This is a genomic window from Cellulosimicrobium funkei, assembly GCF_004519295.1.
GTDB lineage: Bacteria > Actinomycetota > Actinomycetes > Actinomycetales > Cellulomonadaceae > Cellulosimicrobium > Cellulosimicrobium funkei.
Window position 1 is genome coordinate 70,223 of sequence record NZ_SOZH01000004.1, and the last position, 22,179, is coordinate 92,401.

16 protein-coding genes are annotated in these 22,179 nt (G+C 75.3%); 8 read left to right on the top strand and 8 right to left on the bottom strand.

Annotated elements, in window-relative coordinates; genetic code table 11:
• Nucleotides 1–98: 98 nt before the first annotated feature.
• The 4 genes from E1O70_RS06270 to E1O70_RS19860 form a co-directional block, all read right to left on the bottom strand.
• Complete coding sequence (locus tag E1O70_RS06270) at nt 99–2,348, bottom strand: SpoIIE family protein phosphatase (RefSeq protein WP_082774616.1); 2,250 nt, start codon at nt 2,346–2,348, stop codon at nt 99–101.
• 135 nt (nt 2,349–2,483) lie between these two features.
• A complete protein-coding gene (locus E1O70_RS06275) occupies nt 2,484–3,275 on the bottom strand; it encodes a 2,3-bisphosphoglycerate-dependent phosphoglycerate mutase (protein WP_061268376.1) in 792 nt (263 codons plus the stop codon).
• 3 nt (nt 3,276–3,278) lie between these two features.
• A complete protein-coding gene (locus tag E1O70_RS20560) occupies nt 3,279–6,233 on the bottom strand; it encodes a helix-turn-helix transcriptional regulator (protein ID WP_061268418.1) in 2,955 nt (984 codons plus the stop codon).
• Between the two features lie 122 nt (nt 6,234–6,355).
• On the bottom strand, nt 6,356–6,499 hold the full coding sequence (locus tag E1O70_RS19860) for a hypothetical protein (RefSeq protein ID WP_157464311.1): 144 nt from the start codon (nt 6,497–6,499) through the stop codon (nt 6,356–6,358).
• 282 nt (nt 6,500–6,781) lie between these two features.
• Here E1O70_RS19860 and E1O70_RS06285 point away from each other — a divergent pair, with 282 nt between their 5' ends.
• The 4 genes from E1O70_RS06285 to E1O70_RS06300 all read left to right on the top strand — a co-directional run bounded on the left by E1O70_RS06285 (nt 6,782) and on the right by E1O70_RS06300 (nt 12,998).
• Nucleotides 6,782–7,729: a DUF1214 domain-containing protein gene (locus tag E1O70_RS06285; protein WP_034656204.1), complete on the top strand. Its 948-nt coding sequence runs from the start codon at nt 6,782–6,784 to the stop codon at nt 7,727–7,729.
• Nucleotides 7,730–7,877: 148 nt separating this feature from the next.
• Nucleotides 7,878–8,570, top strand: a complete 693-nt coding sequence (locus E1O70_RS06290) for a hypothetical protein (RefSeq protein WP_240696626.1) — start codon at nt 7,878–7,880, stop codon at nt 8,568–8,570.
• 47 nt (nt 8,571–8,617) lie between these two features.
• The gene (locus tag E1O70_RS06295; protein ID WP_061268416.1) at nt 8,618–8,977 is read left to right on the top strand and encodes a UBP-type zinc finger domain-containing protein; all 360 of its coding nucleotides are present in this window, start codon (nt 8,618–8,620) and stop codon (nt 8,975–8,977) included.
• A 421-nt stretch (nt 8,978–9,398) separates the two neighbouring features.
• Nucleotides 9,399–12,998 carry a LamG-like jellyroll fold domain-containing protein gene (locus E1O70_RS06300; RefSeq protein WP_128957652.1) on the top strand — a complete coding sequence of 1,200 codons (3,600 nt, stop codon included), beginning with the start codon at nt 9,399–9,401 and terminating at the stop codon, nt 12,996–12,998.
• Between the two features lie 137 nt (nt 12,999–13,135).
• Here the strand turns inward: E1O70_RS06300 and E1O70_RS06305 are convergent, their stop codons facing one another.
• Nucleotides 13,136–14,908 (bottom strand): SpoIIE family protein phosphatase, encoded by a 1,773-nt coding sequence (locus E1O70_RS06305; protein ID WP_061268375.1) that lies wholly within the window; start codon nt 14,906–14,908, stop codon nt 13,136–13,138.
• A 197-nt stretch (nt 14,909–15,105) separates the two neighbouring features.
• On the opposite strand from E1O70_RS06305, the gene E1O70_RS06310 reads away from it, so the two are divergent.
• The 4 genes from E1O70_RS06310 (at nt 15,106) to E1O70_RS06325 (ending at nt 18,134) form a co-directional block, all read left to right on the top strand.
• Entirely contained in the window at nt 15,106–15,453 is a 348-nt protein-coding gene (locus E1O70_RS06310) for an S-adenosylmethionine decarboxylase family protein (RefSeq protein ID WP_061268374.1), read from the top strand.
• A complete protein-coding gene (locus E1O70_RS06315) occupies nt 15,450–16,205 on the top strand; it encodes a DUF4178 domain-containing protein (protein ID WP_061268373.1) in 756 nt (251 codons plus the stop codon). Before E1O70_RS06310 ends, E1O70_RS06315 begins: the two co-directional genes overlap by 4 nt.
• A 79-nt stretch (nt 16,206–16,284) precedes the next feature.
• Nucleotides 16,285–16,515 carry a DUF350 domain-containing protein gene (locus tag E1O70_RS06320; RefSeq protein ID WP_034656213.1) on the top strand — a complete coding sequence of 77 codons (231 nt, stop codon included), beginning with the start codon at nt 16,285–16,287 and terminating at the stop codon, nt 16,513–16,515.
• A 2-nt stretch (nt 16,516–16,517) separates the two neighbouring features.
• Nucleotides 16,518–18,134, top strand: a complete 1,617-nt coding sequence (locus E1O70_RS06325; protein ID WP_082774615.1) for a polyamine aminopropyltransferase — start codon at nt 16,518–16,520, stop codon at nt 18,132–18,134.
• A gap of 28 nt (nt 18,135–18,162) precedes the next feature.
• On the opposite strand, the gene E1O70_RS06330 is transcribed toward E1O70_RS06325, so the two are convergent.
• Genes E1O70_RS06330 through E1O70_RS06340 form a run of 3 tightly spaced genes read right to left on the bottom strand, consistent with a single transcriptional unit; the run spans nt 18,163 to nt 22,085 of the window.
• Nucleotides 18,163–20,781, bottom strand: a complete 2,619-nt coding sequence (locus E1O70_RS06330) for a helix-turn-helix transcriptional regulator (RefSeq protein WP_061268372.1) — start codon at nt 20,779–20,781, stop codon at nt 18,163–18,165.
• Between the two features lie 7 nt (nt 20,782–20,788).
• Nucleotides 20,789–21,016, bottom strand: coding sequence for a hypothetical protein (locus E1O70_RS06335; protein WP_043652196.1), 228 nt, complete (start codon nt 21,014–21,016; stop codon nt 20,789–20,791).
• A gap of 49 nt (nt 21,017–21,065) precedes the next feature.
• Nucleotides 21,066–22,085 carry an LLM class flavin-dependent oxidoreductase gene (locus E1O70_RS06340; protein WP_061268371.1) on the bottom strand — a complete coding sequence of 340 codons (1,020 nt, stop codon included), beginning with the start codon at nt 22,083–22,085 and terminating at the stop codon, nt 21,066–21,068.
• Between the last annotated feature and the right edge of the window lie 94 nt (nt 22,086–22,179).

Here is a 22,179-nt window from a genome sequence, read left to right on the forward strand (position 1 = left end):
TCACGGGATCGCGCGCGGTGCCCGGGGGGAGTGGCCCACCTCACACACGCTACCGCCGCCCTCCGACACCGCACAGGGGCACCGGACGAGCGCCCGGGTCAGCCGTCGAGGTCCAGCTCGAACCACACAGTCTTGGCCGCCCTGCCGTCGGCCGCACCGCCGTCGGCCGCACCGCCGTCGGCCGGGTCGCCGTGGGCTGCACCGCCGTCCGCGGGGCGGCCGTCGGCAGCGCTGTCGTCGGCCGGGTCGTCGTGGAGGTCGACGCCCCAGCGCGACGCGCACCGTTCCAGGAACTGCACTCCCCGGCCGCCCGTCTCCTCCGGCCGCGGCGAGCGCAGCCTCGGCAGCGCGGTCGACCCGTCCTCGACGCCGACCCGCACCACCCGGTGCCCGACCTCGAGCACGGCCCGGACCGGAGGCGTGCCGTGCTGCACCGCGTTCGTGAGGATCTCGCTCGTCAGGAGCATCGCGACGCGGCGCACCGCAGGCGACACGTCGCAGCTCTCGAGCGCGTCGTCGACCCACCGCCGCGCGGGGCCGATCGCCGCCGACGTGTGCTCGACCGGCCGCGTCAGCACCGACGGGCGCCCGGGCGCCGGCGCCCGCGGGACCGTGTGCCGCACGCGCAGGGCGAGGACCGCGACGTCGTCCCGCTGGTCGGCGACAAGGCGGCGGACGAGCGCGTCCGGGAGGGCCGACGTCGCGGTGCCCGCGTGCTCGCCGAGGACGGCCCGCAGGCCGGCGAGGCGCTCGGCGAACGACGTGCCGCGGCGCTCGACGAGGCCGTCGGTGTAGAGGAGCAGCGTGTCGCCCGGCGCGAGGCGCGTGCGGTGGTCGTGCCGCTGCGTGCTCGGCAGCACCCCCAGCATGAGGTCGGGCGCGGACTCGAGCGTGTCGACCGTCCCGTCGGCGCGCAGGACGAGGGGTGCGGGGTGCCCGGCGTTCGACCACGTGAGGTCGAACCCCTGCGGGGTGCGGTCGAGCCGCACGACGACGGCCGTCGCGCTGGAGTGCAGCGCGAGGCCGCGGTTCGCGCGGTCGAGCAGCCGCAGCAGCACGGCGGGCGGCTCGTCCTGGCACCAGGCGAACGTCCGCAGCATCGACCGGAGCTGGCCCATCTGCGCCGCGGCACGCATGTCGTGCCCGGTGACGTCGCCGATCATGAGCACGCACGCGTCGTCGTCGAGCACCACCGCGTCGTACCAGTCGCCGCCGACCTGGTCGGTGCGGGTCGCGGACGCGTAGGTCGCCGCGAGCTCTGCGCCGCGCACCGGCGGCAGCTCGGTGAGCATCGCGGCCTGGAGGGTCGCCGCGACGCGGTGGCGCTCCTCGAGCAGCCGGACGCGCTCGACCGCGTGCGCGACGTACGAGGCGATCGTCGTCTCCGTCTTCACGGCGTCGTCGTCGAACTCGCGGACCGTGTCCCACGCGAGGGCCACGACCCCCAGGAGGCGGTCGTCCGCGAGGACGGGCACGAACGAGCGCGCCTCGACCGTGTCGGGCGCGATGAGCGACGCGGCCTCGGGGAACCGCTCGCCGTACTGCACGTGGTCACGGAAGAACAAGGGCTCGCGCGTCCGTGCCGCGGTCGACGCGGCGCGGTCCGCGTCCACGCGCATGCGGCGGAACGACGCCGGCACCCCCGGCTCCAGGTGGTCCAGCGTCGTGAACTCGAGGCGGGTGCCGCCGCCGTCGAGCAGCGCGAGCCCGGCGTAGCGCGCGCCGATGGCCGCCCCGACGGCGGCCAGCCGCTCGGCGACGTCGCGGACGGACGTCGCGGCGGCGAACGACTCGGACAGCTCCAGGAGCAGGCGCGACCGCTTGTTCGCCGCGAGGGCGATACGCTGCATGCGCCTCGCGCGGGCTCGCGCCAGGCGCAGCCGGAGCTCGGACGTGCACGCGGACGCCAGGTCCGCGAGCGTCGCCAGCTCGTCGTCCGACCAGGTGCGGGGGCGCGGGTCGAACGCGCACAGCGACCCGACCGCACGGCCCTGCGGGTCGAAGATCGGGAAGCCCGCGTAGGCGACGACGCCGATGTCGTCGACGGCCCGCAGCGTGGCCAGGTGCGGGACGGTGCGCGCGTCCTCGACCACGAGCGGGCGCGCCTCGTTCGCCACGAACTGGCAGAACGTGTGGCTGCGCGGGGTCCGGCGCGCCGACTGGTACGGCTCGGGCACGCCGTGCGCGCCGGGCAGCACCGCCTCGTCGTCGAGGACCAGCGTGACGAGCGCCGACGACACCCCGAGCTGCCGGTGCACGAGCCGCGCGAAGCGGTCGAACGACTCGTCCGACGCCGGCTCGGCGAGCCCCGCCTGGACGAGCTCGTGGATCGCCTGGGCGTCGGTCATGGTCCAGTATCACCGGGACGAGCCTGGTCAAACAGCGCAACCCGCCCCACCCGGCGCGGCGTCGGGGGTGAAATCGGACAGAAGGGAACGTCGTCGGACCGTCCCGACGGGCGGTGGGCGAGCCTCGGTCGCCCGTCAGGTGCCCCCGCGGGCCCGGAGGTCCGTGACCGCGTGCTCGGCGCCCTGCGCGTCGAGGTAGGTGCCGCCGCGGACCTCCGGGACGAGCGCGCCGTCGGGCCCGGCCGTGAAGCGGTGCACGAGCGGGTGCCCGGTGGGCACGTCGAGGTCCTGGACCTCCTCGGGCGTGAGGTCGTCGACGAGCACGGACAGGGCGCGCAGCGAGTTGCCGTGCCCGACGACGAGCACCGCCTCCCCGTGCACGAGCCGCGTGCGGGTGGCGGCCCAGAAGGGGCGCAGGCGCTCGACGACGTCCGCGAGGGACTCGGCGTCCGGCCGCAGGGTGGCGCGCGCGGCGTCGGGCAGGCGCAGGAGCGTGTCGTCGACGAGGGCGCGCGCCGGGTCGTCGTCGGCGAGCGGCGGCGGCCGGTGCAGGTACGACCGGCGGTAGCGCCAGTAGGCGGCCTCGCCGTAGTCGCGGCGGACGACGTCGCGCAGCTTGTCGGTGAACGCGCCGTAGTGCCGCTCGACGAGCCGCCACTCGACCGCGAGCGACGGCGGCCCGGGCAGGGCCTCGGCCACGACGGCGGCCGTCGCGGACGCGCGCACGAGCGGCGAGGTCACGACACGCCGCGGGGCGAGCGCGGGCTCGCGCGCGACGGCGTCCGCGAGGAGCCGCGCCGCGCGGCGCGCCTCGGCGACCCCGACGTCGGAGAGCGGCACGTCGAGCAGCCCGGTGAAGCGGTCGCCCGCGTTGAACGTGCTCTGCCCGTGCCGCACGAGCACGAGCGCCCCGGGCGACGGGTCCACGCGTCAGACCTCGAGCAGCCCGCGCTGGTGCGCGAGCGAGACGGCCTCGGCGCGCCCCGACGCCCCGAGCTTGGCGAGGACGTTCGACACGTGCACGCTCACCGTCTTCCCCGAGATGAACAGGCGCTCGCCGATCTGCCGGTTGGTCAGGCCCTGCGCGACGAGCAGCAGGACCTCCTCCTCGCGCTCGGTGAGGACGGCCGTCGTGGACCGGCGGACGCCGGGCAGGTCGAGGCGACCGCGCCGGCCGAGCGCACGGACCGCCTCGGCGAGCGGCGCCGCGCCCATGGCCTCGGCCTCCTCGAGCGCCTGCGCGGCCTCGATCTCGGCGGCGTTGCGGTCGCCCGCACCGAGCAGGGCCTGCGCCCACCGGAACCGGGACCGCGCCACCTCGTACCGGTAGCCGTAGTCGAAGAGGCGCGTCGTCTCCTCCCACAGCGCGGGGTCGTCCGTGCCGGTGAGGCGCGAGTGCTCCGCCGCGGCGCGCGCGAGCCACGCGCGGCCCTCCGGCCCGAGCCGGCCCCCCCGAGGGCGGCCGCGCTCGGCGGTCGTGCGGGCGGCGTCGAGCAGCTCGGCCCCGCGGGCGACGAGCTCGCGGACCGTGGCGGCCCCGGCCGCGCCCTGGAGGCGAGCGGCGTCCGCGGCGTCGGCGAGGGCGGCGAGCGCGAGCGCGGAGATCCAGATGCGACCCAGGAAGTAGTCGCTCCACGTGCGGCCCAGGTGGTCGACGAGCTCGACGGCGAGCGCCACCGCCTCGTCGCGGCGCCCGGCCCACGTGAGGGCGTCGATCGAGCAGCCGCCCGAGATGAGCGCGATCTGCCCGTCCCGGAACCAGTCGCGCCGCAGCGCGGTGCCCCGCGCGATCGCGTCCGCGTCGCCGCGCGCGACGGCGGCGTAGAGCTGGACGCACGACAGCTGCGGCGCGGAGCCCTCGGGCATGGTCTCGCCCGCGGTGTCCGTGGGGGTGAGGTCGCCCAGCACGTACCGGACGAGGTCGCGGAACAGGCGCAGCTCGACGCCGTACGCGCTCCACCCGAGGCCGGTCGCCCGCGCGCGGTCGAGGCCGTCCTCCGTGACCTGGAGGGCCTCGTCGATGCGGCCCGCGTAGTAGCGGTTCGCGGCGATGTTGTACCAGCAGCGCAGCTCGGTGAGGATGTCGCCCGCCTCGACCGCGCGCTCGCGGGCCTGGGCCAGCAGCACCGCGGCGCGGTCGTCGTCCGCGACCTCGAGGATCGCCATCGTGGTCAGCACGTCGGCCTCCACGTCGGGCGCGTCGAGGCGGTGCGCGACGTCGATCGCCTCCGCCGCGACCTCGGCGGCGAGCTCGTCGAGGTCGGCGTTCATCGCGGCGCGCGCCCGCATGGCCAGCGTCCAGGCGCGGTCGAGCGACGGCGGCTCGACGGGCAGGACGGCGAGCGCCGCCTCGGTGTGCGCGAGGGTCTCCTCGACCTCCTCCGTGCCGAGCAGGTACCGAGACAGCACGTGCCGCAGCGAGGCCTGGCGCATCGGGTCGTCGGCGGTGCCCTCGACGACGCGTCGTGCGAGCGCGACGGCGCGGTCCGGCTCGCCCGCGCGGCTCGCCGCCCCGGCCGCGGCGAGCGCGACGGTGACGCGGTCCTCGCCGAGGAGGGTCGCGGCGTCGGGCACGGCCTGCCACAGCGCGAGCACCTGCTCGAGGTGCCGGAGCTCCTCCGCGGGCGCGAGCACGCGCGCCGCCTTGCGCGCCGCGGCGCGCGACGCGGTGAGCGCGGCCGGGAGGTCGTGCGCGGCGAGCGCGTGGTGGGCCCGCAGGGCGGGGGAGCCGAGCTGCGGGTCGTCGTCGAGTGCGGCGAGGTAGGCGCGGTGCACGCCGACGCGCTCGCCCGGGAGCAGGTCGGACGCGACCGCCTCGGCGAGCAGCGCGTGCCGGAACACGACCGTGTCGCGCGCCCCGTCGCCCTCGACCGCGAGCACGTGGTGCGCGATGGCCTCGCGCAGCGCGGCGTCGAACGGACGCCCGGACGACCGGTCCGCGGGCTCGCCCTCGTCGGTGTCCCGCGCCAGCGCGGCCCGCAGGAGCGGCTCGCTCACCTGGCGTCCCGAGACCGACGCGACGCGCACGAGGTGCTGGACGGCCGGGTCGAGCCCTTCCAAACGGGCGCGCAGCACGTCCGCGAGCGACCACGGCAGCTCGTCTCCCAGGCCGGACTCGACGAGCTCCTCGGCGAAGTAGGCGTTCCCCTCGGAGCGCGTGCGCACGGACTCGAACGCCGCGGGCGGCAGCGGGCTGCCGGCGAGCGCCGTGGTGAACTCCCGCAGCTCGCGCTCGGTGAAGGGCGAGAGCTGCACGTGCTCGACGCGCGGGTGGCGCAGCAGCTCCGCGAGCACCGGGCGCAGGGGGTGGCGGCGGTGCAGGTCGTCCGCGCGGTAGCTCGCGACGACCAGGACGTGCTCCGCGCGCAGGCGTGCGACGACGAAGCGCAGGACGTCGCGGCTCGACGGGTCCGCCCAGTGCAGGTCCTCGACGACGAGCACGAGCGGCGCCTCGGGCGTCCCGGACGCCGCGATCGCGGCGGCGACGCTCTCGAAGAGCTGGAGGCGCTCGCCCTGGCTCTGCTCGTCGTCGGCCGGGGTGCCGGCGTCGAGCAGACGTGCGAGCGCGGGACGGGCCGCGACCGTCTCGTCGACGGCGGGGTGCTGGGCGCGCAGGGTCGTGAGCGCCTCGGAGAAGGGGAGGTAGGGGAGGCCGACCTCGCCGAGGTCGACGCAGTGGCTCCACACCACCGTCGCGCCCGTCCCCGCCGCGAGCTCCGCCGCGCGGGTGAGCAGGCGCGTCTTGCCCACGCCCGCGTCCGCGCCGACGAGCACGACGCCCGGCTCGCCGCGGCGCGCGCGCTCGACCGCCGCGGCGAGCACGTCGAGCTCGGCCGCGCGGGCCACGAAGGGCGCGCGCGTGGAGGGTCGGGGCACGGTTCCCATCCTCGCAGCGGGCACCGACACGTGACCAGCCGATTGACCGCCCTGCGCCGACCGGGTCACCCCGACGGACACGACGACGCCGCCGGCGAGAGGTACCTCGTCGGCGGCGTTGGGCGGCGCGGTCATCGCGCGGGCTGGTCGTGGCGACGACGACGGCCGCGCCACCAGTGCAGCAGCGCGGGCTCGTCGTGCCGCAGGTCCGCCCGCAGACGCTCCGCGCGGTACTCCAGGTCCGCGTCGAACGTCGGATCGATGTGCGTGCTCATGGTCGTCCCCGTCTCCCAGGCTCCCTGCCTGTCCGACACTCACAGTCGTCCTGAGCACCGGGCCGTCGCATCGGTCGACCGCGCACCGTTCGTCGGGGGGTGCCTTAGGCGCACGAGGATCCGGGTGTCGAGAGGTCTGAGGTGGTCCCCGGCGCCTAAGGCACCGGTCCCGAGGCGGCCGACGCCGGGGGCCCCACGCTGCGCTCGCTCGTCGGGGGGACAGGTGCTTGGGTGGGCGAACCAGCGTGGTCCGCCGGGGCGGACAGACCAGGGAGGACAGCGATGACCGAGCACGTCGACGCCGACAACTTCGTGCGCGCCGAGACCGACAGGATGTTCGCCGCGCTGCAGCGGGACGCGGGCGGGGTCAACCAGTTCTTCCACAACCGGGAGCCTGCGCCCGTGGACCGGCAGACGGTCGTGCGTCTGAACCGGGACACGCTCTACAGCTTCGCCGTCGTGGACCTGTCCGCCGGTGCCGCACTGACTCTGCCCGACGCCGGGGACCGTTACCTGTCAGCGATGGTCGTCGACAACGACCACTTCGTGGCGGACGTCCTGCACGCCCCGGGCGAGCATCGTCTCGACGCGACGGGCGTGGGCACGCGCTACGCCGTCGTGGCGGTCCGCACGCTCGTGGACCCCGCCGACCCGGCCGACCTCGAGGCCGTCGCCGCGGTGCAGGACGGCGTCGTGCTGCGTGCCGGCTCGGCGGATCCGTTCGTGTCTCCCGACTACGACGCGGTGAGCATGGACGCGACCCGGGACGCGCTGCTCGCGCTCGCCGCGGGCCTGCGCAGGTTCGACGGCATGTTCGGCACCCGGGAGCAGGTCGACCCGGTGCGGCACCTGGTGGGGACCGCGGCGGGCTGGGGCGGGCTGCCCACGACGGAGGCGTCGTACGTCGGTGTCGACCCGGGCGTGCCGCCCGGCCGGTACGCGCTCACGCTGCGCGACGTCCCGGTCGACGCGTTCTGGTCGGTCTCGGTCTACGACGAGAAGGGCTTCTTCGAGCCGAACCCCGAGGGCGTCTACAGCGTCAACAGCGTCACGGCCGTGCCCGACCCGGACGGCGGGGTCACCGTGCGATTCGCCCCGCGCACCGAGGTGGGAGACGCGCCGAACACGATCCCGGTCCCGGAGCGGTGGAACTTCCTCGTCCGCCTCTACCGCCCTCGCGCGGAAGTCCTCGACGGCACGTGGCGTGTCCCGGAGCTGCACGCGCTCTGACTGCCCTGACGGAGGTCCGGCAGGCGCACGCGGGAGGAGGACGGCCGGACCGAGCGACGAACGTGACCCGCGTCACTCCTCCCGTTGCCAACAGGAGGACCCCGGCGCAGACTGGACGCAGGACCGGACCCGCTGTGGGGGTGACCTCGTGACCGACACCTACGACATGCTGCCGATGCTGGGCCGTGGCAAGCACCGCAACCCGAAGAAGGGTGCGTGCTTCATGGAGCTCGCGTCGTATCTCGCGGGAGAGCGCTGGAGCGACCATCCACGGTGCACGCACCCGCTGCTCGCGATGCTCGCGCGCGCCGTGAACGACCTCACGGTCGACCCGGAGCGCCCGAAGCTCGCGCCGCTCATCCCGTCCGTCATCGGGTTGACGAGCGACGACCCGCACTGGGACGTGCGCATCGCGCTGCGCGCCGCCGTGACGGCGCTGCCGATCGCCCCGGCGGACCGGCAGCAGACCCTCGCGGTGGCGATCATCGGCGCCGAGAAGATGCTCGACGTCCTCGACGACCGCCCCGCGGGCACGCTGAGCGCCGAGTCGGCCGACGCGCTCGCGAGCTGCCCGCGCACCGCGCGGTGGGCGCAGCGGTTCTGCGAGGGCGCGCGACTGCGGCCCACGCGGTTCGTGCGCGACGCCGCACCGAGCATCATCTCCGCGGCGGTGCAGGGCATCGCCGAGGCGTGCGTGAGCGACCCGGACGAGCGCCTGCGCGCGCTCCTCTCCGCGACGATCGACGACTGCCGTGCCTGGGCTGCGGCAGAACCCGCGCCTGCTCTCGACCCCGAGGCGTGGGCGCCGGTCGTCCGGGCCGCCGGGGCGGGGGCGCGGTGACGACGGACCGCGCGCCCAACGTCAACGGCGAGGGTCTCGACGACCCTGTGCTCGCGGCCGCCCTCGCCACCGCGGTACGTGTCGAGGTGCCCCCGAGCGGCACCGGGTGCGCCGAGTGCGACCAGGACGGCGGCTGGTGGGTGCACCTGCGCCGGTGCGCGACGTGCGGGCACGTGGGCTGCTGCGACACGTCGCCCGCGCAGCACGCGACCGCGCACTACGACGAGACCGGCCACCGGCTCATGCGCTCGTTCGAGCCGGGCGAGGAGTGGTACTGGGACTTCGAGACCGAGCAGGTGCTCGAGGGCCCGCACCTCGCCGCGCCGCTGTCCCGGCCGCCCGAGCAGGGGTCGCCGGGCCCCGCCGACCGCGTGCCGCCCGATTGGACGTCGCTCATCCACCGCTGACGGAGCGCCCGTTGCCGCCGCGCATCGGGGCGCGTAGCCTGGGGGTGCAGGACCCCATTAGGCCGAGTGCCGAACACGGGGCCCTGCCTCCGCAGCCCTCGGCCTCTGGCCGAGGGTTTTTGCGTGCGGGGGTGTTCTTACCGCTCCGCACTTCCCGCTGACGCGGTGGGACGACACGCGCACCGCCCCCCGCGTCGCTCCGCGTGCCACCTGTCCACGGCCCGTCGCCGACACCTCGTGACGCCGATCAGTTGTTCTGTGCTGTGCCGTGTTGTCTTTTTCTGGTGGAAGTTGTTTGATTCTGGGGAGACGTTGTGCGGTGCGCCAAGGACGGCGACCGCCGGAGCATCGGTGCCCGGTTCGCCGCCGCGTCGTGCAGTCCCTGGATTCACTCGACGAGGAGGAAGCACGGATGCAGTCCATGACAGCGGTAGCACCCCCACGGGGCAGACCGGCGAGGATCCTGGCGGCGGCACTGGCCGCCGCGCTCACGGTGCCCCTGGCCGTGGCGACGGCGGCGGGGGCGACCGCGACGCCGTCGGCCCCGACCGACGAGGCCACGCAGGACGTCGCGGCCCAGGACCTCGCCCTCGACAACGGGCTCAAGGGCGAGTACTTCCTGTCCGGCGGACCCGGCTGGCCGCTCACCGACCTCAAGGCCACGATCCCCGACCAGCGGATCGAGTTCCCCAACCTGGTCCCGACGTTCGCCGAGCTCACCGGCCGCGGCGAGCGCACGTCCGCGCGCTGGACGGGGCAGATCACGCCCGACTACAGCGAGGCGTACACGTTCTCCGCGATCGGCGACAACGGGTTCCGGCTGTGGATCGACGACCGGCTCGTCATCGACCACTGGGTCGACGACTGGGACGTCGAGCAGACGTCCGCGCCGGTGCAGCTGCAGGCGGGCCAGGAGTACGCGTTCCGCATGGAGATGTTCCAGAACACCGGCGGGTCGCACCTCCGGTTGCGGTGGCAGAGCCCTTCGCAGCAACGTGAGATCGTGCCGACCGACGCCTTCACGTACCCCGACGACTTCGTCGTCTTCCCCGCGCAGGCCGCGCTCGAGAGCGACGGCACGAGCCTCAACGTGGCGTTCGAGGGCGCCGCGGGCGGCGTCGACGAGAGCCTCGTCGACCACCTCAAGGTCCAGGTCGACCAGCTCGCGTGGCCCGTCGCGCAGGTCGCGGCGCAGGGCGACGTCCTCGGCATCACGCTGGCCGAGCCCGTCGACCGCGCGTCGACCGCGCGCCTCGTCTACGACGGCGAGGGCGACCTGACGGTCGGCGGCGAGAAGGTCGGGCCGCTCAACCTGCCGGTCACCAACGGTTCCGAGTTCCGGATCCAGACCCCGTGGGCCGACGACTTCGACCCGACGAACCCGCTGCCGGAGTACCCGCGCCCCCAGCTCACGCGCGACGCGTGGCAGAACCTCAACGGCGTGTGGCAGTTCGAGGCGGCGGAGTCCGACGACGCCGTGCCGAGCGGCCGCGACCTCGACGAGGAGATCGTCGTCCCGTACGCGGTCGAGTCCGCGCTGTCGGGCATCGAGCGGCGCGAGGACGACATGTTCTACCGCCGCACGTTCGAGGTGCCGCAGGACTGGGCGGTCGGGAGCGACAACCGCCTGCGCCTGAACTTCGGCGCGGTCGACTACGTCGCGACGGCGTACGTGAACGGCCAGGAGGTCGGCACGCACCGCGGCGGCTACGACGCGTTCTCGTTCGACGTCACCGACGCGCTCGTCGCGGGCGCGGAGCAGGAGCTCGTCGTGCGGGTCGTCGACACGACGGACGGCAGCAACCAGGCCGTCGGCAAGCAGACGCTCAACCCGGGCGGCATCTTCTACACCCCGACGTCGGGCATCTGGCAGACGGTGTGGATGGAGCCCGTCCCGGCGGCGGCGATCGACGCCGTCGTCACGACGCCCGACGTCGAGGCCGGCGTCCTCGCGGTGACCGCGCAGTCGGCCGCCGCGTCCGACGCCGCCGAGGTCACCGCCGTCGTGCGGGACGCGGACGGCACCGAGGTCGGGACCGCGACCGGCGCCGCGAACGAGCTGCTCGCGGTCGAGATCCCGGACGCGCACCTGTGGTCGCCCGACGACCCGTACCTCTACGACGTCGACGTCACGCTCACCGACGGGGACTCGACCGACACCGTGGCGTCGTACGCGGGCATGCGCTCGATCGAGGTCTCCAAGGTGGACGGCGTCCAGCGCATCCTGCTGAACGGCGAGAGGACCTTCCTCATGTCGACGCTCGACCAGGGCTACTGGCCGGACGGCATCTACACGCCCGCGTCCGACGAGGCGTACGTGTTCGACCTCCAGGCGCACAAGGACCTGGGCTTCAACACGGTGCGCAAGCACATCAAGGTCGAGCCGGCCCGCTGGTACCACCACGCCGACACGCTGGGCCTCATGGTCTGGCAGGACATCCCGAGCGGGTGGTTCGACAACGGCGACACGGACCCGGCGTCGCGCGTCTTCTGGGAGCAGGAGATGAAGACGATCATCGACCAGCACCGCTCGGTGCCGTCGATCGTCGGCTGGGTGACGTTCAACGAGGGCTGGGGCGAGTGGAACCTCGCCGACACGGCGCGGATCGGCAACGTGATCGACGAGTACGACCCGAGCCGCATCCTCAACACGCACTCCGGCTACAACTGCTGCGCGTCCAAGGGTGACTCCAAGACGGGCGACATCATCGACTGGCACCAGTACACCGGCCCGGCCCTGCCGAAGCCGGACGCCACGCGCGCCGCGATCGACGGCGAGCACGGCGGCTTCTCGATGAGCGTCCCGGGCCACATGTGGCCGGGCGTGTCCGCCAACCCGTACGGGGGCGTCGCAAACAGCGAGGCGCTGACCGACGCGTACGTGCAGAACACCGAGAAGCTCGTGCGGCCGGCGCAGTGCTACCTGTCCGGCTCGGTGTACACGGAGATCTCCGACGTGGAGAACGAGCTGAACGGCTTCTGGACGTACGACCGGCGCGTCCTCAAGATGGACGCCGCGCGCGTCAAGGACGTCAACGAGCGGGTCGTCGCGGCGGCGGTGCAGGGCTCGGCGCCCGTCGACCCGGGCACCCCGGGACTGACCGGCACGGGCCGCTGGTCGTTCGACGAGGGCCAGGGCACGACGGCGGCCGACGGCGTCGGCGACCACGCGGCGTCGGGCACGGGCACGTGGGTCGCCGGTCACGGCGACAGCGGGTCCGCGATCAGGCTCGACGGCACGAACCAGTCGTTCGCGACCGAGGGTCCCGTGGTCGACACGACCGGCTCGTACACGGTGTCCGCGTGGGTCCAGCTCGACAAGACGCCCGGTGGCGCGTGGTCGACGATCGTCGGCCAGGACTCGGTCACGGGCTCGAGCGCGTTCTACCTCCAGTACGGCGGGGGCGGCCGGTGGGCCTTCTCGTACGACGGCGAGCCGCGCGCGGAGTACGTCGTGCAGCCCGTGCTGGGCGACTGGTACCACGTCGTGGGCGTCCGCGACGCGGCCGACCAGAAGCTCAAGCTCTACGTCAACGGCGACCTCGTCGGCCAGTCCGACGTGTGCGGCGGCACCACGCCGTCCGGTCCGCTGACGATCGGGCGCGGGCAGTGGAGCGGCAACCCCGTCGACTACTGGCCGGGCACGATCGACGACGTGCGCGTCTTCGACCGCGCGCTGTCCGACGCCGAGGTCGCCCAGGTCTACGCCGGTGACGACGGCGAGGAGCCGACGCTCGACGTGACGGTCACGGCCGAGACCCGCTGCCTCGCGGGCAAGGCCTACGTGGCCGTGCGCGCGACGAACGGCGAGGACGTCCCCGTGGACGTCACGCTCGCCACGCCGTTCGGGACCAGGGCGGTCACCGCCGTGGCCCCGGGGGCGAACGCGTACCAGTCGTTCGCGGTGCGCGCCCCGTCCGCGGAGGCGGGCGAGGCGACCGTCACCGCCACGGCGACGGTCGACGGCGAGCAGGTCAGCACGGAGGTCGTCGCGCCGTACGCCGCGACCACCTGCGGCTGACGGCCGACCGGCGCCGCAGCGCGGCACCGGCCCGGGGTCGTCCCCCGCCCGTCACGGGCGGGGGACGACCCCTCGTCGTACCACCGTGCGACCGCAGCACCCCGTCGTGAGACCCCGGGAGCCCGTCGTCGCACCGGTCAGGCCACGGGCGCTCCGCGCTCGGACGGCATCTCGGCGGACGTGTCACCCGGCATCTCGGCGGTCCCGTGGACCGGGGCGTCCTCCGGGCCGGTCCGGAGCACGACGAGCGCGACGTCGTCCTCGCCCGGCCCCGGCAGCATCCGCGTGAGCGCCGCCTCGACGACCTCCTCGATGGGCCCGCGGTGCGTGCTCTCCAGCGCGCGGGCGAGGTCGGCCAGGTCGTCGCGCAGGTTGTGGCCGCGACGCTCCACGAGCCCGTCGGTGTACAGCACGAGCGTGTCGTCCGGGTAGAGCTCGACCGTGTGCTCGGTCCGCACGGTGCCCGGGGAGAGCCCGAGCGGCAGGTCGTTGCGCCGCGTGAGCGTGTCGACGCGGCCGTCCGCGCGCACGAGCATCGGCGGCAGGTGCCCCGCGCTCGACCACCGCACCGTCCGGGCCCCGTGGCGACGCTGCTCCGGGCTCTGCTCGATGCGCGCGAGGACCAGCGTCGCGATCGCGCCGCTCCCGAGCGCGAGCCCCTGCACCGCCATGTCCACGCGCTCGAGGACGCGCGCCGGCGACTCACCGCTGTCGTAGCCGATCGCCCGCACCAGCCCGCGCAGCTGCCCCATCATCACCGCCGCCGCGAGGTCGTGGCCGACGACGTCGCCCACCACGAGGGTCGTCGCGCCGTCGGGCGTCACGAACCCGTCGTACCAGTCACCGCCGATGTCGCGGTCGAGCGCGGCGGGCTGGTAGTGCACCGCGACCTGGAGGTGGTCGGGGTCGGGCGGCTCCGTGAGCACCGCCTGCTGGAGCGCGAGCGCGACCTCGCGCATCTGCGCCGTCTGCTCCTCCGAGCGCTCGACCCGCAGCCGCAGCGCGTCCATCGTCGTGCGCAGGCGGACCGCGTCGCGCAGCGCGGCCCCGACCGTCGCGGCCAGGCCGGCGAGGTACCGCGCGTAGTCGCGGTCCCAGGGGCGCAGCGGGCTCGCTCGGAGCACGAGGATCCCGGCCACGCCGCCGCGCACCGCGTCGCGCAGCGGCTTGACGACGAGACCCTGCGAGACGATGCGCTGGCGGGTCCGGAACACGCGCTCGACGAGGCGGGTCTCCGCCGGCTCCGCCTCCGGGCCGACCGACCCGACCACGCGGGGGCGCGCGCCGCGCACGTCGTAGAACGCGGCGCGCGCGACGTCGGGGCTCCCGGCGAGGACGTCGAGCACCGGGCGGCCGAACGTCGCCAGGTCGGTGAACGTCGTCGGGAGCGCGCCCTGGAGCTCCCCGAGCATCGCGAGGCGGCGTTGGTTGACGACCGCCAGGGTCGTCTCCGTCGAGATGTCGAGCACGCCCGCGATACGGCCGTCGTCGTCCCGCAGCGGGCTGTAGGAGAAGGTGAAGAACGTCTCCTCGTCGTAGCCGGAGCGGTTCATCACGAGGTGCAGGTCCCGGTCGGACGACGCGCGCCCGGTGCGCAGGACCTCGTCGAACAGCGGCCCGACCTCGTCCCAGATCTCCGCCCACACCACTGCCGCCGGGGCGCCCAGCGCGCCCGCGTGCTTGGCGGTGCCGAGCATCTCCTCGTAGCCGTCGTTGTAGATCAGCGTGAGGTCCGGCCCCCAGACCAGCATGACGGGGAACTGCGTCGAGAAGCACAGGCGGACGGCGTGGCGCAGCGCCTCGGGCCACTCGTCGGGCAGGCCCAGGGGCGTCCGCTCCCACGCGACCTCGCGCGCCTGCCGACCCACGGCGCACTGCGCCGTGGCGTCGACGAACCACTCGGCATCCATCCGCGCATCGTAGGCGAACGGCCGTCGCCCGCTCCCTGGACGGGGTCCGCCCGTGCGGACGGGCGGCCGGTCTCGCGCGGCGGGTCCGCCCGTCTGCCGACGCCGCAGGTCGGCTAGGGTGTGCCCGGCCCGACGGCGGCCACCGGACCGCGGGCCGCTCGCCCGCGCCGGCCGGCAGGACCGAGACCGACAGGGGCGTGGACGTGCAGCGCAACCTCGTCCACGTGTTCGACGTGACGGGCGCGGACCCGGCGCTGCTCGACGACGACCCGACCGTCCGCCGCTGCCTCGACGCGATCGTCCGCGAGGCCGGGATGACGCCGCTCGGGGAGGTGTCCCACCGCTTCGAGCCGCAGGGCACCAGCGTCGTGCTGCTGCTCGCGGAGTCGCACCTCGCCGTGCACACCTGGCCCGAGGACGGCACGGCCTACGTGACCCTCACGACGTGCCGCGCCCCGGCGTCGGCCACGTTCACGGACGACGTGCGCGCGCTCCTCGCCGCGGAGCTCGGGGCCGCCGACGTCGCCGTGCGGAGCCTCGTGTGAGCAGGACGCTCCGCCCGCGGCTCGCGATGCGCGTCGGCGAGGACCTCGTCGGCGCCCCGCCGCAGCGCGCGACGCCGCGCGCCGTCGCCGTGCTCTCGACCGTGCACGGCGGCTCCACGTTCACGTGGGAGGAGTGGCAGCTCCTCGCCCACGACGGCTCCGACGTGTGGGTCGAGTACGACCACGACACGCGCGACGTGACGCTCCTGCACCCGACCGAGCCGTGGCCGCCCGTCGTCGACCTCTCGGGCCTGCAGACCGGCCGGACCCTCGGGCTGACCCTCGAGGGGCGCCAGCACACGCTCACGGTGCGCGAGCACGGGACGGGGCGCGTCGAGCACGTCGAGGGGCAGTTCGCCGAGCCGTTCGCCGTCGGGCAGGAGGTCGAGTACGTCGACCTCTCGGCCCACGGGACGATCGTGTCGATCGAGCGCACGACCGGACCGCTCGGCCCCGTCACCTCCGTCTACCACGGGCGCCGTCTCGACAGCGCCGAGCAGAAGCGCCTGTTCGGGCGTCGCGTCGCGCCGCGCACGGTCCCCGGCGGGCGGTTCGTCGCCTTCGCGGTCGCGGCGGTCGTGCTGCTCGGTCTCGGGTCGTGCGCCGCCCGCGCCGCCTCGGGCAGCGCGTCGTGCACGCCCCGGTCCGTCGTCACGACGTCGCCCACCACCGGCCAGGTCGGCACGACCGACGACGGCACGTGCGTGCGGCGCACCGTCTACGGCGGGGGCGGCGGAGGGCTCGGCAAGTGACCCGACCCGCGCCCGCCCGTCCCGGCCCCGAACCCCTGCACCCGTCCGCCCGTCCCACGACCCGAACCCGGGAGACCCCGTGATCTCAGCCGCCGCCCCGCTGGCGTTCCTCTGGTCCTTCTTCTCGACCGTCCTCTACTCGGTGCTCGGCATCGTGCTGCTGCTCGTCACGCTCGTGGTCGCGAACAAGGTGTTCCGGCTCAACCTGCACCGCGAGCTCGTCGACGAGCACAACGTCGCGTTCGGCGTGATGATCGCGGGCCTCGCCGTGGCGATCGGCCTCATCATCGCGGGGACGATCAGCTCCTGACCGTGCTCGACCAGCAGGAGGTCCCGCCCGGCTGCCCGCCCGGGGCGGACGCGGCCGCGGACCGCGACGCGCCCGCCGGGCGCTCGGGGGCGCGCCACCTCGACCGACCGACCGTGTTCGCCGCCGCGCTGCTCGTCGCCGTCGGCGGGCTCGTCTACGAGCTCATCCTCGGGACGGCGGCGTCGTACCTGTTCGGCGACTCGGTCGTCGCGTTCTCCGTCGCGACGGGGCTCACGCTGTTCGGCATGGGCCTCGGCTCGCTCCTCGCGCCGCGTCTGCAGCGCACCGCGGGGCTGAGCTTCGTGCGCAACGAGCTCGTGCTCTCGCTCCTCGGCGGGACGTCGGTGCTCGCGCTGTTCTGGGCGTACGCGGCGACGGAGCTCGCGTGGGTCGTGTTCGTCGTGCTGTCGCTCGCGATCGGGACGGCGATCGGCGTCGAGATCCCGCTCCTCGTGGCGGTGCTCAAGGAGCGGGGGAGCGAAGGCTCCGTCTCGCTGCTGTCGAAGGTGCTCGCGCTCGACTACTTCGGCGCGCTCGCCGCCTCGCTGCTGTTCCCCTTCCTGCTGCTCCCCTACCTCGGCCTCGTGCGCACCGCGTTCGCGGTCGCGGTGCTCAACGTCGCCGTCGCGGGGTTCATGCTCGCGCGCATGGGCCACCCGCCGCGGTGGTCGGTGCTCGCGGGCGTCACGCTCGTCGTGCTCCTCGCCGGGTTCGCGGCGTCGTCGTGGCTCGAGGCGCGCATCAGCGCGGGGATGTACCAGGACCCGGTCGTCGCGCAGGAGCGCAGCGCCTACCAGCAGGTCGTCGTCACCGAGTACCAGGGGGATACGCGCCTCTACCTCGACAACCAGCTCCAGTTCTCCTCCGTCGACGAGGCGCGGTACCACGAGACGCTCGCGCACGCGGCGATGACGTCGGTCGCGGCGCCCGCGTCCGTCGCGATCCTCGGCGGCGGCGACGGCCTCCTCGCGCGCGAGGTCCTGCGCTACGGCTCGGTCCAGGAGGTCACGCTCGTCGACCTCGACCCCGCCGTCACCGACCTCGCGCGCGAGAACCGGCTCCTCACCGCCGTGAACGAGCACGCGCTCGACGACCCCCGCGTCACGGTCGTCAACGCCGACGCGTTCCGCTGGGTCGAGGACACGCCGCAGACGTTCGACGTCGTGCTCGTCGACCTCGTCGACCCCTCGTCCGAGCGTGTCGCCAAGCTCTACTCGCAGGAGTTCTACGGCATGGTCGCCGCGCACCTGCGGCCCGGCGGCGCGTTCGCGACGCAGGCGACGTCGTCGTACTTCACGCCCGACGCGTTCTGGCAGGTGGTCTCGACCGTCCGCGCCGCGGCGCCCGGGCGCACCGTCGTGCCGCTCACCGTCAACGTGCCCTCCTTCGGGGAGTGGGGCTTCGCGCTCTCGCTCCCGGGCGGACCGGCCGACGTCGTGCCCGGCCCCTTCGCGCGCACGCCCCTCCCGGACGGGCTGCGCTTCCACGACGCCGCGTCCCTCGCGGCGGCCACGCGCCTCCCGGCCGACAACCCGCCGCGGGACCTGCCGCCGTCGACCCTGCTGTCCCCGACGGTCCAGCGCACGTACCAGGAGGACATGCGCGCCTGGCGCTACTGACGCGGCGCCGGCGGGACGACGTCGGTCGTCAGAGCACGGACGGGAGCTGGTCGCGCGACGTGATGCCCAGCTTCCGGAAGATCCGGTAGACGTGGTTGTCGACGGTGCGGTCGCTGAGCACGAGCTCGCGCGCGACGTCCTTGTTGCTCAGCCCGCGCGCGACGAGCCGGGCGACCTCGCGCTCGCGCGGGCTCAGGGTGTCCGCAGGCGCGACGGGCGGCACGAGCAGGTCCAGCTCCTCGCCCCCGGTCGCCACGAGGGTGCGGAGCCGGTGCGCCTCGTCGGTGGCGAGGGCCGTGCGACCGTCGTCGCGCAGCAGCCGGACGGCGGTCGCGTGGGCCTGGGTGCCGTGCAGCACGAGGCCGCGGGCGCGCAGGTCGTCGGCTGCCGCGAGGAGCGCCTCGGGCGAGCGGTCGGCGGCGGCGACGACGTAGTGGCCGAGGGCCGGCAGGAGGGTGCCCTGCGCGGCGGCCGCGTGCTCCGCGACCTGCCGGGCGCGACGCGCGTCGGGCCAGAGGGTCACGAGCCAGGCCGCGTCGAAGAGCGCGGCGACGAGGTACCCGCGGCGGTCCATCGCCTCGACGAGCTCCCACGCCGCGCGCGTCGCGACCTCGGGCCCGGCCTGGCCGGTCGCGAGCGCGAGCTCCGCGGCGAGCGGGTGCGGCCGGGCGAGCGGCGTGGACGCCGCGAGGAGCTGCAGCGCGTCGAGCTGGCGCGCGAGCGAGCGCGCGCTCGTGACGTTCCCCTCGCGGAGCGAGAGCTCGGCGCCGAGGCAGCGCAGTCCCGCGCGGGTGCTCGGGCGCAGGGGCGCGTGCGCGCCGGCGGCGAAGACGCTCGTCAGGTGCTCGCGCAGCGACGTGAACCGGCCCTGGAGGTACAGGCCGAGCGCGACGACGTGGCCGTGCGGCTCGATCTGGGACGCCGCGAACCGGTCGCGCGCCTGGTCCAGCAGCCGACGCGACCGCTCGACGGCCGCCTCCACTTCGCCCGAGCAGAGGAGCGCGAGGGACCGCCACGAGGGCGCGTCCTGACGGTCCGCCGACTGCGGCACGACGACACGGTCGAGCTCGACGCCCGCGTCGTCGACCCGCCCCCGGGCGAGCAGGACCTCGCCGCGGACCAGCCGCACCACGTTGTCGGGCCCGACGAGCAGCGCCTCTCCGGGCGGGACCGTCACGTCCGCACGCGCCGGAGGGCGGTCGAGGGGCGGCGGGAGCTCCGCGGACGGTCCCGTGCCCTCGACGTCGCCCACGGCGAGCAGGACGTGCTGGGCGACGGCCTCCCGGACGGCGTCCTCGACGTCGTCGTGCGCGGTCGTCGTCGGCTCGAGCAGGGCGAGGGCCGCGTCGCGCTCGTGGAGCACGACCGCGCGGTAGACGGCCTCCCACGCGGCGAGAAAGCTCCCGCGACCGGTCTCCGCGGGCGCGAGGTCGTGCGCCCGCGCGAGGACCTGCTCGATCGCGTCCGGCGGAGCCTCGTCGTTGGCGAGGTCGTCGAGGTAGCGCACGGTGTTCCGCGTCGTCGGGGTGCGCTCCCAGGCGTCGCGGCGCGCGAGGAGCTGGGCGGCGGTGTGCCGGCGCAGGGCGCGGCCGAGGATCGCCGCGGACTCGCGCGACGCGGCCCAGCCGGTCGGGACGGCGGTGTCGACGGTGCGCGCGAGGGGGTCCCACTCGTCCGCCCGGCCGCTGCCGAGCGCGTCGGCGACCTGCTCCGCCGCGCGCAGCGCCCGCGCGCCCCCGGTCTGGCGCAGGAGCTCCCCGACGAGCGGCGGGTAGAGCGTCACCGTCGTGCGACCTTCGGCCTCGACGAAGCGGACCAGGCCGTGGTCGTCGAGCGCGACGAGCACGGGCCAGGGCAGGAACCGGTGCACCGTCCCGAGCTCCGCGGCGCCGGTCGCCGCGAGCGCCCAGACGCCGTCCACCTCCTCGGGCGACAGCCCGCTGACCAGGCGGCCGACGTCGCCGGCGAGCGCCGAGGTCACGAGGTCCCGGCGCGCGACCCAGGTCCCGGACTCCTCGACGAGGCGGCCGGCGCGCCGGGCCTCGGTGGCGACGGACCGGACCAGGCCGGGCAGGCCGCCGGACAGGCCGTACAGGCGACCGGCGACACCGGCGTCGAGGTCGCCGCCGAGCAGCGCGCTCGCGGTGGCGTGCATCTCCTCGAAGGCGAGGGGCGGCATCGGCAGCGCGGTCGCGGGTCGGCCGCCGAGCACGGTCTCGACCGGGGCCGCGGGGTAGGGCGGGCGCTGGCTCAGCACGACGGTGACGTCCTGGCGGGCGGAGACCGCCCCGAGGACCGCGGCGGAGGTGTCGTCGAGCGCGTCGGCGTCGTCCGCGAGGAGGACCGCCGGCCCGGTGCCGAGCGCCCGCTCGACGGCGTCGACCGCGCGCCCGAGCGACACGGGCTGGCCGGGGGCGGCGTCGAGCACCCCGGCGAGGACGAGCGACTCGAGCGGACGCGGGGCGCCGGGGCCGACGCCCACGAGGGACAGGACGTGCCGGTCGTCGTCGAGGACGGCGGCCCGGACGCGCGCGAGGAGCGTGGACCGGCCGGAGCCCGGGAGCCCGGAGACCACGACCGACGTGCCCTCGCGCACCGCGCCGAGCACGGTGTCGACGAGGGACGCGCGTGGCCCCGGGGCGCTCATGGGGCGGTCAGGCGCGTGTCCGCTGCCGTTGTGCGCGGGCCTGCGCGTCGCGGTAGACCCGCAGCCGCTCGACCTGGACCTCGCCGAGCGTGGGGGCGTCCACCTCGTCGGCGAACGCCTCGGAGAGCTGGCGGAGGATGTCGGTCTCGAGGTCGTCGAGCTCCTCGAGCCGACGGCGGTCTCCCGGGCTCAGCAGGGGCCAGGTCTCGGTGTAGGTCGGTGCGTGCTCGCTCACCTGCCCATGGTCGGCTCTCCGGCGCGGTCTCGCAGGTCGACGGCCGCCGTCAGACGGCGGGGCGGGTCACCGCGGCGAGCGCGTCGAGCGCGCTGAACGGGTCGTCCGGCCGGGCAGGGTCGGCTGTCGTGGCGACGAGGACGACGCTGGACACCCCGCCGGCGCCGAGCTCGGCGAGCCGCGCGCGGAAGGCCTCGGGCGACCCGACGACGGCGAGCGCGTCGACCCACGCGTCGGGCATCGCGGCGGCGAAGTCGTCGGGGGTGGCGCCCGCGTCGCGCAGGGCGCGGAACGCGTCGGCGAAGGGCAGCGGGTCGATCTGGGCGGACCAGTCGGCCTCGCCGAGGACCGCGAGGTAGGGGCGGACGATCTCGCGGGCCGTCGCGACGTCGTCGTGCACGGCGCCGACGGAGAACGCGACGACGCGGTGCGCGGGCGGGGCCGCGTCCCCGGCGCTCGCGCGCCCGGCGGCGATCGCGGCGCGCGCGACGGCGAGGTACTCGGGGGTCACGGGCATGTCGAGGATGGTCCCGTCCGCGACGCGGCCCGAGACCTCGAGCGACCGCGGGCCGCGCACCCCGGCGAGCACGGGCGGCGGCGAGGCGGGCGGGGCGTGGAGGGCGACGTCGTCGACGGACACGTAGCGGCCCGCGACGCTGACGCGCTCGCCGTGCAGCAGGGCGCGCACGGTCGCGGTGGTCTCCTCGAGCATCGCGAGAGGGCTCGCGGGCCACACGCCGATCTGCCGCATCCACGCCGGCATGCCGTGCCCGAGCCCGAGGTGCAGGCGGCCGGGGTGCAGGGCGGCGAGCGTGCCGGCCTCCATCGCGGCGGTCGACGGCGCACGCGTGGCGGCGGGCAGGATCCCGATGCCGACGGTGAGGCGCTGGGTCGCGGCGAGGACCGTCGCGGCCTGCGCGATCCCGCCGTGGAAGGTGAGGTCCTCGACGACCCACAGCTCGTCGAGGCCGACCTCCTCCGCGCGGCGCGCGAACGGCACGATGAGGTCGGCGGGGAGCTCGCGCGGGAGGATCACGCCGAGCGCGGGGGTCGTCGTCGAGGTCGCCATGCGGCGACCGTACCGTGATAGCGCTCCCACCCGTGACGACGTGCGGCTCTCCGGGACAAAAGTCCTGGCCGGGAGCGCCCCGGCCCGCCTACGG

What these genes read in the sequence shown, in the direction of transcription:
- E1O70_RS06270 (WP_082774616.1), bottom strand. Translation starts at nt 2,348, where the DNA reads ATGACCGACGCCCAGGCGATCCACGAGCTCGTCCAGGCGGGGCTCGCC.
- E1O70_RS20560 (WP_061268418.1), bottom strand. Translation starts at nt 6,233, where the DNA reads ATGGGAACCGTGCCCCGACCCTCCACGCGCGCGCCCTTCGTGGCCCGC.
- E1O70_RS19860 (WP_157464311.1), bottom strand. Translation starts at nt 6,499, where the DNA reads ATGAGCACGCACATCGATCCGACGTTCGACGCGGACCTGGAGTACCGC.
- E1O70_RS06285 (WP_034656204.1), top strand. Translation starts at nt 6,782, where the DNA reads ATGACCGAGCACGTCGACGCCGACAACTTCGTGCGCGCCGAGACCGAC.
- E1O70_RS06300 (WP_128957652.1), top strand. Translation starts at nt 9,399, where the DNA reads ATGACAGCGGTAGCACCCCCACGGGGCAGACCGGCGAGGATCCTGGCG.
- E1O70_RS06305 (WP_061268375.1), bottom strand. Translation starts at nt 14,908, where the DNA reads ATGGATGCCGAGTGGTTCGTCGACGCCACGGCGCAGTGCGCCGTGGGT.
- E1O70_RS06330 (WP_061268372.1), bottom strand. Translation starts at nt 20,781, where the DNA reads ATGAGCGCCCCGGGGCCACGCGCGTCCCTCGTCGACACCGTGCTCGGC.
- E1O70_RS06340 (WP_061268371.1), bottom strand. Translation starts at nt 22,085, where the DNA reads ATGGCGACCTCGACGACGACCCCCGCGCTCGGCGTGATCCTCCCGCGC.